Genomic DNA, 13,847 nt, shown 5'->3' with positions numbered 1-13,847 from the left:
TTATCTACTTTTTTATATAAAAAACTTGTTCAACGACTTCACTTATAGTAATTTGTGTGAGTGAATCTATATTTGTTGTAAACATACATTCTAAATAACATTCTATCTTTTGAGTGTAACATTAGTTACGAAGTAAAAAATAAATCTATTGTATTTTTATTCAAATATATTTCAGATGAAAAATAGCATAGGATTACTCGTTTTATTGATCACTTTAGTAAGCTGCAATTCTGGTAAAAAGAATAATGATACTTATGGTAGTGTTGATAAATCAAGTGAAACAGAGCATTCTGGTAAAAAGTTAATGGAGGCTAATTGTTACGTGTGTCATAATCCTACTGCAACTGAAGCCGATAGAATTGGTCCTCCAATGATTGCCATTAAAAAGCATTATATTGATAGTGAGATAAGTAAAGAAGATTTTATTGCTTCAATGCAAGCTTGGATTAAAAACCCAAATGCCAAAGATGCTAAATTGTATGGAGCTGTAAAACGATTTGGTGTGATGCCTAAACAAGCATTTGCAGAGAAAACTATAGAACAGATTGCAGATTATATGTATGATTTTGAAATTGAGCAACCAGAATGGTTTGAAGATCACTTCAATGAAGAACGAGGTAAAGGCATGGGAAATGGTAAGGGTATGGGAAATGGTCAAGGTAAAAAGCATGGTATGCAACAAGCCCAAACTAATTTTGAAGACTTGTCTTATGGTGAGAGAGGTTTAAAATATGCTTTAACAACAAAAGCGGTTTTAGGTAAAAATTTAATGGGAACCATTCAGAAAAAGGGAGTGTTAGAAGCATTAGCTTTTTGTAATGTACAAGCATATCCTTTAACAGATAGTATGGCTGTTGCCCACAATGCTCAAATTAAACGAGTAACAGATAAACCAAGAAACCCAAATAATAAAGCTAATTCAGAAGAATTACAGTATATTAATACTTATAAAAAAATAGTTGCAAATAATGAAGAACCAAAACCAATAGTAAAAGAATTAGATACTAGTGTAATGGTTTATTATCCAATTACGACAAACACAATGTGTCTTCAATGCCACGGAAAACCTAATGAAACTTTAGAGAATACAACATTAACACGAATTAAGAGTCTATATCCATTAGATAAAGCGATAGGTTATGATGTTAATGAAGTTAGAGGTATTTGGAGTATTACTTTTAATAAATAAAATCAAGTCAGGTATGAGCAAATTTTTAGAAATAATAAATCAAGATAAACCCGTTTTAGTTGATTTTTTCGCAGATTGGTGTGGACCATGTAAAATGTTAGGACCAATTTTAAAACAAGTAAAGGACGAATTGGAGGATAAAGTTTCTATTATAAAAATTAATGTGGACAAAAATCAAGCTTTAGCTTCAAAATATCAAGTGCGTGGTGTTCCTACGATGTTGTTATTTAAAAATGGAAAACAGGTTTGGAGGCAATCTGGTGTGCTTCAGAAAAACGAAATTATTACTGTTATAAATTCAAATTAAAACCGAGATTAGAGTAAGTTATCATTTAACTGACAAATGTCATATTTGATTATAAATCCAAATATTATATTTACACTCTTAGAAACACTAACACTAAATATTATGATTTCACAGAGCATCGGATTATACAGCTGGAGTAACGGAGTAGTAATGATTGCTATTTTTGCTGTAGTATGTATTACATTGGTAGGTATATTAATTAATTTTTTAATGGGTGGTAAACCCAAAGAAGAATCTGATAATATTGATGCATCTAGCGGCTTTGAAGAAAAACAAGATAGCACTGAGAGTGCCAATTAAAAACTGATTATAAACAACAGAAAAGGGGATAGCTAATTATTAGTTATCCTTTTTTTTTTGAACTCGTTTAACGTTTTCTGTTTAAAAGGGAAGATTAAACGAGTTTATAATTTAATTAAAATTTTCGATTGTAAAACGACTGAAAAATTTCTACCAGGTTCTGTAATTGATGTGCTTCCAAAATTGGTTTGGTTTGTAAATGAAAAGTTGAGGCGATTATTATAAGCCTTATCTAATGTATAAATCTTTTATAATATTGAAGTTGTACTAAACGAACCAATGAGTTGCCGTTACTTTCATTAATTGGCATTTCCCATTACAATGCATTTCGGGTTTGTCTTTGTTCTCACATAGATTTTCTACAAATCCTATTGGATCTAATTCGTAATATGCATAAGTCAATGAAGCTTTTGTACTATTGAAAATAATCAATAATAAAAAGAATAGTACAAAAACGTATTGAAAAATCTTCATATATAAATATAGAATAGCTCTTTAATTTACAGACTGATCTTAATCATTGGCTTTAATTGGTATAAAAACTAATTTTAATGTCAAATATCAAAGTTCACGATAAAAAAGCCTTGAGAAGGTAACTTTAGTTACATAGTTAAAAACTATTACAATGTACATTTGTTATAAATTAATTAAATACTTTTAAAATTATGAATACTACAGAATCAATAAAAGAAGAGCAATCATTTGCAATGCCAAGAATTGGTGATAAAGCACCAGAATTTACAGCGGTAACAACACAAGGAGATATTAATTACCCGTCAGATTACAAAGGTAAATGGTCAATATTATTTAGTCATCCTGCAGATTTCACACCAGTTTGTACCTCTGAGTTTATGACTTTTGCGCATTTAGAAGAAAAATTTGCAAAAGCAAATTGTAGTCTTATTGGCTTATCTATTGATGGTCTTTACAGCCATATTGCTTGGTTAAGAACTATTAAGGACAAGATTGAGTTTAAAGGCATGAAAAACATAGAGGTTAAGTTTCCTCTAATTGAAGATATTTCTATGGACGTTGCCAAAAAATATGGAATGATTCAGCCAGGAGAAAGCAAAACACAAGCTGTTAGAGCGGTCTTTTTTGTAGACCCTAACGAAACCGTTAGAGCTATCATTTATTACCCATTAAGCTTAGGACGTAACTTCGATGAGTTATACAGAGCCTTAATCGCTATGCAAACTTCAGACAAATTTAATGTTGCAACACCTGCTGATTGGAATCCAGGTGACGATGTAATTGTATCGCCTGCAGGTTCTTGTGGTGTAGCAGAAGAACGTATGAGTTCTACAGAAGACTTAGATTGTAAAGATTGGTTCTTCTGTACTAAAAAGTTAGATAAAAATTTAGTTTTAAACGAGATCCTTGAAAAGTAAAATACAGATTAGGTTAGGGAAAAAGCCTCAATTTGAGGCTTTTTTTAAATTAAAGCATTTAGGATTTTTAGATACTTTAAGTTATATTTATATGAAACGATATTTTATAGAAATAGAACAATCATAATTAAAGAAAACGATTTAAAGTTGAAATTCTAAAGCATAAAAAAATAGAATTATTATGAAAGTTATACAATTTGAAGACAAACCATTAGCACATTATTCTTACGCAATTATTAGTGGTAATGAAATGGCCTTAGTGGATCCAGCGAGAGACCCTAAACCTTATTATCAATTGGCAGAAAAGCATAATGTAAAAATTAAAGCCGTTTTTGAAACTCATCCACATGCCGATTTTGTGAGCAGTCATTTACAGATACATAAAGAAACTGGTGCAACAATTTATGTGAGCAAATTAGTAGGCGCCAACTATCCTCACCAAGCTTTTGATGATGGTAATTCTATAACTATAGGAAAGTCGACGTTTTCTGCTATTAATTCACCTGGTCACTCACCAGATAGTATAACCATAATTGCAGTAGATGAAAATAATCATCATGCTATGTTTTCTGGAGATACCTTATTTATTGGTGATGTTGGACGACCAGATTTAAGAGAAAAAGCAGGTAACATGAAGGCAAAAAGAGAAGAATTAGCGGAAAGTATGTATCATACAATCCAAAATAAGTTTAATCATTTACCAGATACCACAATAGTTTATCCAGCTCATGGTGCAGGTTCATTGTGTGGTAAAAATATGAGTACCGATTCTCAAAGTACATTAGGTAGAGAAAGAAAAGAAAATTGGGCATTTAAAAAGCTATCAGAAGCACAATTTATTAACCATATTTTAAAAGATCAACCCTTTATTCCATCGTATTTTGGATTTAATGTAGATATAAATAAAAATGGTGCCGAAAACGTTCAAAGTAGTATTGCCAAACCAACATTTCAATTTAAAGTAGATAACTCTGATTTTGGAAACACTGTGGTTGTTGACGTAAGAAATAAAGACGATTTCAATAAAAATCATTTGCCTAATAGTATCAATATAATTGCAGAAACGGACGATGATAAATTTGAAACTTGGTTAGGTTCTATAGTAAAGCCAGAAGAATCTTTTTACTTGGTAATACAATCTATAGATAATCGCGAAACAATGTTAAAACGTGTTGCCAAAATCGGTTACGAAAAACAACTAAAAGGTTTGATAACGTTAGATGCAGTTACTTTTGAAAAATCGAAAGAACTTAATATAGGTGAATTCAAAAACCATTTAGATAAATATACCATAGTTGATATTAGAAATAAAAGTGAAGTAGAAGCAGGTCAGGTTTTTGATTCCGCGATTTCTATTCCTTTAAATGAATTACGAGATAGTAAAAATGAAATCCCAACAGATAAACCAATAGTAGTACATTGTGCAGGTGGTTACAGAAGTGCAGCAGGCCGAAGTATAATTTCTAATCTTATAGAAAAAATACCTGTTTATGATTTAGGAGATGATGTCACAAAATTTAAAAAACAATAAGAAGAACTTATAATTTGAATATATCAGGAAAACCAACTATAAAGGACTACACATTTGTAAGTATTCAGGTTGTACTATTTTTAGTATATGTTTTACCGGTTGAATTGCTCGTTTTAAATGTTGCCGAATGGTTGAGGTATTCTGGTTTAGTTGTGGCAATTTTAGGTCTCGTTATAGGGATTATTGCGTTGTTGCAAATAAACACTAAGATTTCACCATTCCCAACACCAGTATTAAAAAGTGAACTCATAATAAATGGTGCTTTTTCAATTTCAAGACATCCTATTTATATGAGTATTTTAGCAATAACATTGGGATATGCTGTATTTGAAGCCTCTCTATTTAAATTTATAATATTCTTATTGTTATGGCTTCTTTTTTATTTTAAATCTAAATATGAAGAACAATTATTAGCAGATAAATTTCCGCAATATTCAAACTATCAACAAAAAACAAGACGATTTATTTAAGACTAAACTATGAAGAACAGTCCAGCAGATTTTTGGAACGAGCGTTTTGGTAGAGAAGAATTTATTTATGGCACAGAGCCAAATCAATTTTTTAAAGAGCAATTGCAAAATTTAGAAATAGGAACGTTGCTTTTACCTGCGGAAGGTGAAGGTCGTAATGCTGTATATGCAGCCACTCAAGGTTGGGAAGTCTCTGCATTTGATGTTAGTGAACAGGGAAGAGAAAAAGCAATGCTTTTAGTTAAGCAGCACAAGGTTAATATCAACTATGAAATTGCAAGTGTATTAGATTATACAAGCCCTAAACAATTTGATGTCATTGCATTTTGCTACACTCATTTTCCAATAGATATCCGTAAAAGAGCGCATAAACAAATGTTACAACTATTAAAAAAAGGCGGAACCATTATTTTTGAAGGCTTTGCAAAAGCGCAATTAGGAAATAGTTCTGGTGGTCCTAAAAATAAAGAAATGTTGTTTTCTATAGACGAAATTAAGCAGGAATTTAAAGGATTAGATTTTAAAATTTTAGAAGAAAAAACAATAGAACTCTCAGAAGGCGAATTTCATAAAGGAAAGGCAGAAGTTATTCGATTTGTAGGTGTTAAAAACGAATAAATTGTAACTATTGTAACACAATAAACCTTTCAAAATCGATAACTTTGAATTATCCAAAATAAGATATATGGAAGACATGATTTTTTACGATAGGTTGCAGTTCGCATTTACTATCACTTTCCACTACATATTTCCACAATTAACCATGGGATTATCTTTATTGATTGTCTTTTTTAAGTGGAAATACCTCAGAAATAACATCGAGAAATATAATAATGCAGCAAAGTTTTTTATGAAAATATTTGCTATCAACTTTACAATGGGAGTTGTTACAGGGATTCCAATGGAGTTTCAATTTGGCACCAATTGGGCAAAGTTTTCTGAGTTAACAGGCGGAATTATAGGTCAGACTCTAGCCATGGAAGGCATGTTCTCATTCTTTTTAGAATCTTCATTTTTAGCCCTATTTATTTTTGGTGAGAAATTGATGGGACAAAAACTTCATTTCTTAACTGGGTTCCTGGTGTTTTTAGGGTCTTGGGCAAGTGGTTGGTTTATTTTAGCCACAAATGCTTGGATGCAACATCCTGTTGGTTATGAGATTTTAGACAATGGTAAATTTGTTTTAGAAAACTTCTCAGCACTTTTTAGTAACCCTTGGTTGTTACCAGCTTTTTTACATAATCAATTAGCTTCGGTAGTTACATCTTCTTTCGTTGTAGCAAGTATTGGTGCTTTTTATATTTTAAGAGATAAACATAGTGAATATGGAAGACTGTTTCTAAAAACAGGTGTTATTTTCGGGTTGGTTTCTAGTGTTTTAGTTGCTTTTCCAACAGGAGATTGGAATGCTAAAAATGTGGCTAAACATCAACCAGGTGCTTTCGCAGCAATGGAAGGTATTTTTGAAACAGAACATGCAGGAGCAGAAATTGTTTTGATTGGTCAACCTAATATGGTCGATAAAAAATTAGATAACAAAATCGCAGTTCCTAATATATTGAGCTTTCTAACGTATCAAGAATGGGATAGACAAATTCCTGGTATGGATCAGTTTGAGGAGGATGAATTGCCAGATAACATTCCTGCATTATACTATTCTTATCATATAATGGTTGGTTTGGGCACCATTTTTATAGGTGTTATGGCTTTAGCGCTTTTCTTTTTATGGCGAAAAAAACTATATACTATAAAACCATTACTTTGGACAATTTTGTTTTTGGTGCCATTTCCATATATAGCAAATCTCACAGGTTGGTACACAGCAGAATTAGGCAGACAACCGTATTTAGTTTACGGTTTACTGAGAACAAGTGATGGTATTTCGCCTACAGTATCTTCTGGTAATACCTTATTTACTTTGCTTGGTTTTGTTTTGTTGCTTTATATATGCTATTAGGCCTTTTATTTTTAGTCTTAGTTGGTAAAACTATTAACCAAGGTCCAACACCTCAAAAACATTAATTATGGAATTATTTTGGTACATAGCAATAGGTATTGTTTTAGCAGTGTTTTTTGTTTTAGATGGTTACGATTTTGGAGCAGGAATCATTCATTTATTCTTTGCTAAGGAAGAAAAGGACAAAGAAGTCATTACAAAATCAGCTGGTCTATTTTGGGATTCTAATGAAGTTTGGTTAGTGGCTGCAGGAGGTATGCTTTTTATGGCGTTCCCTACATTTTATGCGTCTGTGTTTAGTGGGTTTTATTTACCATTAATAATCGTTTTATGGCTTATTGTTTTTAGAGCGATTGGTTTAGAATTTAGAGGACAATTTAAATATCAAATGTGGAAAGATATTTGGGATAAATCCTTTGGTGTTTCTAGTTTATTATTGGCTTTGTTTTTCGGCATCGCGTTAGGTAATATCGTTAGAGGTGTAAACTTAGGAAGTGTTGAAAATGGAGTCTCTGCTCACGAAGGTCATTATTTTTTCTTACCATTATGGGATAGTAGTTTTAGTCCATTAACAGAACATCCAGGTGTTATAGATTGGTTTACAATTATTATAGGCTTAATTGCTGTGGTAACGCTTGCAATTCATGGTGCCAATTGGATAATTCTAAAAACAAACTCATCTATAAACAATAAGCTTAAAGGTGTGATTTTTAAATTAAATATAGCACTCGCAGTTCTTACTGTTTTTTCTTTAATTGTTTGGCAATATGTGAATCCTAATTCTTTAGATAATTTTAGTGAAAAACCCTATTTAATGGTGTTTCCGGTGATTTATTTAACAGGATTGATTGGGCTCTTTTTTATTAAAAAAATCAAAAAAGATAGTCATGCTTTTGCGTTATCATCTCTATTAATTATTGGCGGAATTGCATCATCGCTGGCATCTTTATTTCCTGTAATATTGCCATCAGTTAATGATGTGCACGAGCATCTTACCATTTACAACACGTCTGCGTCAGAATATGGTTTATCTGTGGCTTTAACTTGGGGAATTATTGGGTTTGCTTTAATTGTTGTTTACTTTATTATACAAAAAAGATTGATGAGCGGAAAAATTGATAATATGGATTATGGACATTAGAATATTCATACGATCATGACAGGTACATTAATTTCATTAATCAGTATTGTAATTGGAATAATTTCTGCTAATATATTCGGTAAGTTTTATGAAAACTACACTTTCGGTTTTAAGGGGAATACCTTGATTGGTGTCTTTGGAAGTGTGTTATTAATTAAAACGTTTGGACGATTAGGTTTTGACCCATGGTCTATTATGAATGATGGTGATTTTGACGCTTTTCGTTTAGCAATCAATTTGTTAGTGTCTGCATTAGGTGGAGTTTTAGGACTTCTGCTCGCAAAAAAGATATATTTGAAGTTGAATAAGTAATTAAAAATAATCGAACAGATTGATGTTCGATTATTTTTTGTAAATTTGTTAACCAGTTGGTTAAACCATTTAGTTAATATGAAAAAAACAAAAGACGAAAATACAGAAGTCCAAATATTAGACGCAGCAAAAAATGTATTTCAATCTAAGGGAATGGATGGAGCACGTATGCAAGAAATTGCAGATAAGGCAGGCATTAACAAAGCCATGCTTCATTATTATTACAGAAATAAACAGTTGTTGTTTGAAGCCGTTTTCAATAATGCCTTTTCATTATTGGCACCGCAATTAAATGCAGTTTTAAATGATGATTCATCAATAGAAAAGAAAATAAGAAACTTCACGTCTAACTATATCGCTTTTATGGATAAGCATCCTTATTTACCAGCATTCGTAATACAAGAGTTGAATAGAAATCCGGAGTTTATTTTAAAAATGAAAAACAATCTAGGGTTTCCAAATATTGAAAAATTTAAAATACAAGTTAACCAAGAAGTCAAAGACGGAATTCTTAAACCAATTAGTGCAGAGCAATTATTTATGAATGTTATGGCACTAAATGTATTTCCATTTGTAGCCAAACCTTTGCTTATGGCATTTACAAATACAGATGATGAAGCATACAATGGACTCATAGAAAAACGAAAAACTGAAGTTGCAGACTTTATTATAAATTCTATAAAGAACGTTTAAAATGAAACAGTTATTAATAGTTTTAGCAATGGTATTTACACTTTTAAGTTCAGCACAGCAAAGCTTAACTTTAGAGGAGTGTTATAGTTTGGTTACAGAAAATTATCCGTTAGCAAAGCAATCTGCGCTTTTTGAATCGCAAAACAAGCTAGATAAAGAAGCGATTTCAACATTAAAATTACCACAGTTAAATTTTGATGCGCAAGCTACATATCAATCTGATGTCATTGAGTTTCCATTGGCAATGTCTGGAATTGAACCTTTAAATAAAGACCAGTACAGAGCCACATTATCGGTAAATCAATTGATTTATAATGGAGGAATAACAGATGCGACATTAAACCTAAAATCGGCACAGTTAAAAACGAAACAGAAACAAGTTGAAGTCAGTTTATATCAATTAAAACAGCAAATTAATCAACTCTATTTTTCTATTTTACTTTCTCAAGAATCTCAATTGTTATTAACTGCAAAAAAAGAACAATTAGAAGCCAAACTAAAAGAAGTGCAATCAGGCATTAAATATGGAGTGGTTTTACCAACGTCAGATAAAGTTTTGGAAACCGAATTATTAAAAATAAATCAACAATTTAAAGAGCTTCAAAGCAATAAAGGAACACTCATTCAGTCCCTTTCTAGTTTAATTAGTCAGCCTATAAACGCTTCTATAGTATTAAAAAAGCCTTTAATAGAAACTGAAATTAAAACCGAATTAAAAAGACCAGAACTAGATTTATTTCAACTTAAAAAAGAAGAAATTGAAAATTCAGAAAGTCTTTTATCTAAGCAAAATGCACCAAAACTATTAGGCTTTGCAACAGGTGGTTATGGTAATCCTGGTTTAAATATGCTCGATAATTCGTTTCAAGCATTTTATACTACTGGTATCAAATTAAACTGGAATGTATTCGATTGGAATGCCAACAAAAAGCAACGTCAATCTTTAGCTATCAATAAAGAAATTGTAGATAATGAAACTGAGATTTTCAAGCTAAATACAAACATTGAATTAAATGAACAACAAAACGAAATAGAGAAAATTGAAAGTTTTATCAACTCAGACTTAGAGATTATTAGCCTTAGAAAAGAAGTGCTTAAATCTGCAGATTCGCAACTTAAAAATGGTGTAATAACATCATCGGCTTACATTACAGAACTCACTAATTTATACGAAGACGAAAACACCTTAATTAAACATAGAATTCAATTACAACTCGCAAAAGCAAATTACAACATCATTAAAGGACAATAAAATCTGCGAATATTTGTGGAATTTGCGGGATAAAATAAGAGAAAAATGAAATACTATAAACACATATTAGCAACAACCATTATTGCAACAAGTCTATTTTCTTGCGGAAATGATAACGTAAAAGCAGATGGCTACGGAAACTTCGAAGCCACCGAAATTACCATTTCAGCAGAAAACAATGGGAAACTAATGCAGTTTAATCTAGAGGAAGGTGATATACTTCAAAAAGCTCAATTTATTGGGTATATAGATACCATACCGTTGTCATTTAAACGCGAACAATTAGAAGTATCTAAAGCAGTAATCAGTTCAAAATCAAAAGGAGTTTTATCTCAAATAAGTGTGTTAAATTCAAGATTAAGAACAGCGAACACTAATAAAACAAGAGCTCAAAACTTAATAAAAGATAATGCAGGTACACAAAAACAATTAGATGATGTTTCTGGTGAAATTGATGTGATTAAAAATCAAATTAGAAGTGTTGAAATTCAAAATGCACCTGTCGTTAATGAACTTAAATCAATTGATGTACAGTTAAAACAAATTGATGACCAGATTGAGAAAAGCAAAATTATTAATCCAACTCACGGAACAGTTTTAACCAAATACGCAGAACCAAATGAGATTACTGCATTTGGAAAACCGCTCTACAAAATTGCTGATTTAACAACAATGCAACTGCGAGTTTATATTAGTGAAACACAATTAGCCAATTTAAAAATAGGGCAGGAAGTAACCGTGAAAATAGACGACGCAGACACCATGAAGTCTTATAAAGGTAAGATTAGTTGGATAGCGTCCGAAGCAGAATTTACGCCAAAAATTATTCAAACTAAAGAAGAACGAGTAGCATTAGTTTACGCTGTAAAAGTCGATGTTAAAAATGATGGAAGCCTAAAAATTGGAATGCCTGCCGAACTATGGCTAAATAATGCAGAATGAGTATCACAGTTTCAAACATATCAAAATCTTATAAAAGCGTAAAAGCTTTAGAGAACATCTCTTTTAATGTGAAAGAAGGCGAACTCTTTGGGTTAATTGGTCCTGATGGTGCCGGAAAGACAACATTGTTTAGAATTTTAACAACGCTCTTAATTGCTAATGAAGGTTCTGCAACGGTTGCTGGTTTTGATGTGGTTTCAGACTATAAAAAAATCAGAAATAGTGTGGGCTATATGCCAGGGAAATTTTCTCTGTATCAAGATTTAACAGTAGAAGAAAATCTAAACTTTTTCGCAACGATATTTGGCACAACCATCGAAGAGAACTACGATTTAATAAAGGAAATCTATGTTCAATTAGAGCCTTTTAAAGATAGAAGAGCAGGGAAGTTATCTGGAGGAATGAAACAAAAACTCGCTTTATGTTGTGCCTTAATCCACAAACCAAAGGTGTTGTTTTTAGATGAGCCAACCACAGGAGTAGACCCAGTTTCTAGAAAAGAATTTTGGGAAATGCTAAAGCGATTACAACAAAAAAACATCACCATTTTAGTATCTACGCCATATATGGATGAAGCTGCTTTGTGTGATAGAATTGCTTTAATTCAAGATGGTGAAATCTTGCAGATTGATACACCACAGGAGATTGTAAAACATTACCCGAAACAAATTTATAACGTCCGTGCTAATAATATGTATCAACTTATTAGCGCTTTAAATGCCTATGAGTTTAACCATAGCGTTTATCCTTTTGGTGAGTTTGTGCATTACACAGATAAGAGAACGGATTTTAATCCCGAAGATTTAAAAGTGTATTTAGAAGCTAAAAATTTATCAAACATTCATATTGATAAAACAGTAGCAACCATTGAAGATACCTTTATGGAATTAGCGAAATAGATGTCTGTTCGAGCGCAGTCGAGAACTATTAATACATCTCGACTGTGCTCGATGAGATAAAGTAAAACAAATGAAAAATAGCAACGTCATACAAGTAGACCAATTAACCAAAATGTTTGGAGATTTTACAGCCGTAAATGCTATAACTTTTAATGTTGAAAAAGGCGAAATTTTCGGATTCTTAGGTGCAAATGGAGCAGGAAAAACAACTGCTATGAAAATGCTGATTGGGATTTCGAAACCAACATCGGGAAAAGCTAATGTTGCAGGTTTCGATGTGTTTACTAATGCAGAGAACATCAAGAAAAATATTGGTTACATGAGTCAGAAATTTGCGCTGTATGACGATTTAACAGTTAAAGAAAACATCACATTCTTTGGAGGCATTTATGGATTAACAAGAAAACGAATCAAAGAAAAAGCATCAATATTAATTGAAGAGTTAGGCTTAGAAGAAGTTGCTAATAAACTGGTTGGTGCTTTACCATTAGGATGGAAACAAAAACTATCTTTTTCAGTAGCCTTACTTCACGACCCAAAAATTGTGTTTTTAGATGAACCAACAGGAGGCGTAGACCCAATTACAAGACGTCAATTTTGGGAAATGATTTATAAAGCAGCTAACCAAGGCACAACTGTTTTTGTTACCACACATTACATGGATGAAGCCGAATATTGCGACCGAGTTTCCATTATGGTAAACGGAAAAATTGAAGCTTTAGATACACCAAAGAAATTAAAAGAACAGTTTAATGTAGATAATATGAATGATGTGTTTTTAAAACTAGCTCGTGGGTAAATAGGTTCCTGAGGATTTCAATTATTTAGGCAGAAGAGTAACTAAAAAAATCTGCGAGTATTTGCGAAATCTGCGGGAGAATTATAGAAAAGTAAAACAAATAATTATGGCAGAAAAAACAGAAAACGAAATATCCTACCTAATCAGAGGAGCAATTTTTAAAGTCTACAATGAATTAGGTCCAGGTTTATTAGAATCAGTTTATGAAACTGTTTTAAGCTATGAATTAGAAAAAGAAGGATTAAATGTTAGAAGGCAAGTTACTTTACCAATATTTTATGATAGTATTGAATTAGAATCAGGCTTTAGGTTAGATTTATTAATAGATAATAAAGTCATAATAGAAATTAAATCAGTTGAAACTTTAGCAAAAGTGCATCATAAACAAGTTTTAACTTATTTAAAGATGTCAGAATTAAAGCTAGGAATTTTAGTGAATTTCAATGTTGATGATATTCCAAAAGGAATTTTTAGAAAAGTAAACGGATTATAAAAAAAAATAGTATCACGCAGATTTCGCTGATTTACGCAGAAAAAGTACTCGTAATCATAATAAAAAGAAATCTGCGAGTATCTGCGTAATATGCGAGAAACAAATAAAGATAATCTACCAGAGATAATAAGTATTAATAATTAAAAGATTCTTGCTTTCGCAGGAATAAAG

16 protein-coding genes and 1 pseudogene are annotated in these 13,847 nt (G+C 31.6%); 16 read left to right on the top strand and 1 reads right to left on the bottom strand.

Going from position 1 to position 13,847, the window contains the following annotated elements; translation table 11 throughout:
- Nucleotides 1-175: 175 nt before the first annotated feature.
- From HM981_RS06605 to HM981_RS06595, 3 genes are all read left to right on the top strand, one after another.
- Nucleotides 176-1,189 (top strand): c-type heme family protein, encoded by a 1,014-nt coding sequence (locus tag HM981_RS06605; RefSeq protein ID WP_179337824.1) that lies wholly within the window; start codon nt 176-178, stop codon nt 1,187-1,189.
- A 13-nt stretch (nt 1,190-1,202) separates the two neighbouring features.
- Nucleotides 1,203-1,496 carry a thioredoxin gene (gene trxA / locus HM981_RS06600; protein ID WP_179337823.1) on the top strand — a complete coding sequence of 98 codons (294 nt, stop codon included), beginning with the start codon at nt 1,203-1,205 and terminating at the stop codon, nt 1,494-1,496.
- A 102-nt stretch (nt 1,497-1,598) separates the two neighbouring features.
- The gene (locus tag HM981_RS06595) at nt 1,599-1,796 is read left to right on the top strand and encodes a hypothetical protein (protein WP_179337822.1); all 198 of its coding nucleotides are present in this window, start codon (nt 1,599-1,601) and stop codon (nt 1,794-1,796) included.
- Nucleotides 1,797-2,063: 267 nt separating this feature from the next.
- Here HM981_RS06595 and HM981_RS06590 read toward each other — a convergent pair whose 3' ends face one another.
- Nucleotides 2,064-2,270 (bottom strand): hypothetical protein, encoded by a 207-nt coding sequence (locus HM981_RS06590; RefSeq protein ID WP_179337821.1) that lies wholly within the window; start codon nt 2,268-2,270, stop codon nt 2,064-2,066.
- Between the two features lie 191 nt (nt 2,271-2,461).
- On the opposite strand from HM981_RS06590, the gene HM981_RS06585 reads away from it, so the two are divergent.
- The 13 genes and pseudogenes from HM981_RS06585 (at nt 2,462) to HM981_RS06525 (ending at nt 13,676) form a co-directional block, all read left to right on the top strand.
- On the top strand, nt 2,462-3,187 hold the full coding sequence (locus tag HM981_RS06585; RefSeq protein WP_179337820.1) for a peroxiredoxin: 726 nt from the start codon (nt 2,462-2,464) through the stop codon (nt 3,185-3,187).
- Nucleotides 3,188-3,368: 181 nt separating this feature from the next.
- Complete coding sequence (locus tag HM981_RS06580) at nt 3,369-4,718, top strand: MBL fold metallo-hydrolase (protein ID WP_179337819.1); 1,350 nt, start codon at nt 3,369-3,371, stop codon at nt 4,716-4,718.
- Nucleotides 4,719-4,732: 14 nt separating this feature from the next.
- Complete coding sequence (locus HM981_RS06575; RefSeq protein ID WP_179337818.1) at nt 4,733-5,188, top strand: methyltransferase family protein; 456 nt, start codon at nt 4,733-4,735, stop codon at nt 5,186-5,188.
- A gap of 9 nt (nt 5,189-5,197) precedes the next feature.
- A complete protein-coding gene (locus HM981_RS06570) occupies nt 5,198-5,806 on the top strand; it encodes a class I SAM-dependent methyltransferase (RefSeq protein ID WP_179337817.1) in 609 nt (202 codons plus the stop codon).
- 67 nt (nt 5,807-5,873) lie between these two features.
- Nucleotides 5,874-7,210, top strand: a pseudogene (locus tag HM981_RS06565) (cytochrome ubiquinol oxidase subunit I).
- Nucleotides 7,211-7,212: 2 nt separating this feature from the next.
- A complete protein-coding gene (gene cydB, locus HM981_RS06560; protein ID WP_179337816.1) occupies nt 7,213-8,286 on the top strand; it encodes a cytochrome d ubiquinol oxidase subunit II in 1,074 nt (357 codons plus the stop codon).
- A 15-nt stretch (nt 8,287-8,301) separates the two neighbouring features.
- Nucleotides 8,302-8,598, top strand: a complete 297-nt coding sequence (locus HM981_RS06555) for a hypothetical protein (RefSeq protein ID WP_179337815.1) — start codon at nt 8,302-8,304, stop codon at nt 8,596-8,598.
- 78 nt (nt 8,599-8,676) lie between these two features.
- Nucleotides 8,677-9,291: a TetR/AcrR family transcriptional regulator gene (locus tag HM981_RS06550; RefSeq protein ID WP_179337814.1), complete on the top strand. Its 615-nt coding sequence runs from the start codon at nt 8,677-8,679 to the stop codon at nt 9,289-9,291.
- Nucleotide 9,292: 1 nt separating this feature from the next.
- Nucleotides 9,293-10,543: a TolC family protein gene (locus HM981_RS06545; protein WP_179337813.1), complete on the top strand. Its 1,251-nt coding sequence runs from the start codon at nt 9,293-9,295 to the stop codon at nt 10,541-10,543.
- A 45-nt stretch (nt 10,544-10,588) separates the two neighbouring features.
- Nucleotides 10,589-11,485, top strand: a complete 897-nt coding sequence (locus HM981_RS06540) for an HlyD family secretion protein (protein WP_179337812.1) — start codon at nt 10,589-10,591, stop codon at nt 11,483-11,485.
- Complete coding sequence (locus HM981_RS06535) at nt 11,482-12,384, top strand: ABC transporter ATP-binding protein (protein ID WP_179337811.1); 903 nt, start codon at nt 11,482-11,484, stop codon at nt 12,382-12,384. The genes HM981_RS06540 and HM981_RS06535 overlap by 4 nt, the downstream gene beginning before the upstream one ends.
- A gap of 70 nt (nt 12,385-12,454) precedes the next feature.
- Nucleotides 12,455-13,183, top strand: a complete 729-nt coding sequence (locus HM981_RS06530; RefSeq protein WP_179337810.1) for an ABC transporter ATP-binding protein — start codon at nt 12,455-12,457, stop codon at nt 13,181-13,183.
- Nucleotides 13,184-13,289: 106 nt separating this feature from the next.
- The gene (locus tag HM981_RS06525; protein WP_179337809.1) at nt 13,290-13,676 is read left to right on the top strand and encodes a GxxExxY protein; all 387 of its coding nucleotides are present in this window, start codon (nt 13,290-13,292) and stop codon (nt 13,674-13,676) included.
- Nucleotides 13,677-13,847: the final 171 nt, after the last annotated feature.

It is taken from the genome of Winogradskyella ludwigii (assembly GCF_013403985.1).
In the GTDB taxonomy this organism is placed as follows: Bacteria; Bacteroidota; Bacteroidia; order Flavobacteriales; family Flavobacteriaceae; genus Winogradskyella; species Winogradskyella ludwigii.
This window is presented reverse-complemented; position numbering and strand designations above follow the sequence as displayed.

Excerpts from the sequence above, each read along its gene's own strand:
- HM981_RS06580 (WP_179337819.1), top strand. The coding sequence starts at position 3,369 with ATGAAAGTTATACAATTTGAAGACAAACCATTAGCACATTATTCTTAC.
- HM981_RS06525 (WP_179337809.1), top strand. The coding sequence starts at position 13,290 with ATGGCAGAAAAAACAGAAAACGAAATATCCTACCTAATCAGAGGAGCA.
- HM981_RS06570 (WP_179337817.1), top strand. The coding sequence starts at position 5,198 with ATGAAGAACAGTCCAGCAGATTTTTGGAACGAGCGTTTTGGTAGAGAA.
- trxA (WP_179337823.1), top strand. The coding sequence starts at position 1,203 with ATGAGCAAATTTTTAGAAATAATAAATCAAGATAAACCCGTTTTAGTT.
- HM981_RS06530 (WP_179337810.1), top strand. The coding sequence starts at position 12,455 with ATGAAAAATAGCAACGTCATACAAGTAGACCAATTAACCAAAATGTTT.
- HM981_RS06585 (WP_179337820.1), top strand. The coding sequence starts at position 2,462 with ATGAATACTACAGAATCAATAAAAGAAGAGCAATCATTTGCAATGCCA.
- HM981_RS06605 (WP_179337824.1), top strand. The coding sequence starts at position 176 with ATGAAAAATAGCATAGGATTACTCGTTTTATTGATCACTTTAGTAAGC.
- HM981_RS06595 (WP_179337822.1), top strand. The coding sequence starts at position 1,599 with ATGATTTCACAGAGCATCGGATTATACAGCTGGAGTAACGGAGTAGTA.
- cydB (WP_179337816.1), top strand. The coding sequence starts at position 7,213 with ATGGAATTATTTTGGTACATAGCAATAGGTATTGTTTTAGCAGTGTTT.
- HM981_RS06555 (WP_179337815.1), top strand. The coding sequence starts at position 8,302 with ATGACAGGTACATTAATTTCATTAATCAGTATTGTAATTGGAATAATT.
- HM981_RS06545 (WP_179337813.1), top strand. The coding sequence starts at position 9,293 with ATGAAACAGTTATTAATAGTTTTAGCAATGGTATTTACACTTTTAAGT.
- HM981_RS06540 (WP_179337812.1), top strand. The coding sequence starts at position 10,589 with ATGAAATACTATAAACACATATTAGCAACAACCATTATTGCAACAAGT.
- HM981_RS06535 (WP_179337811.1), top strand. The coding sequence starts at position 11,482 with ATGAGTATCACAGTTTCAAACATATCAAAATCTTATAAAAGCGTAAAA.
- HM981_RS06590 (WP_179337821.1), bottom strand. The coding sequence starts at position 2,270 with ATGAAGATTTTTCAATACGTTTTTGTACTATTCTTTTTATTATTGATT.
- HM981_RS06550 (WP_179337814.1), top strand. The coding sequence starts at position 8,677 with ATGAAAAAAACAAAAGACGAAAATACAGAAGTCCAAATATTAGACGCA.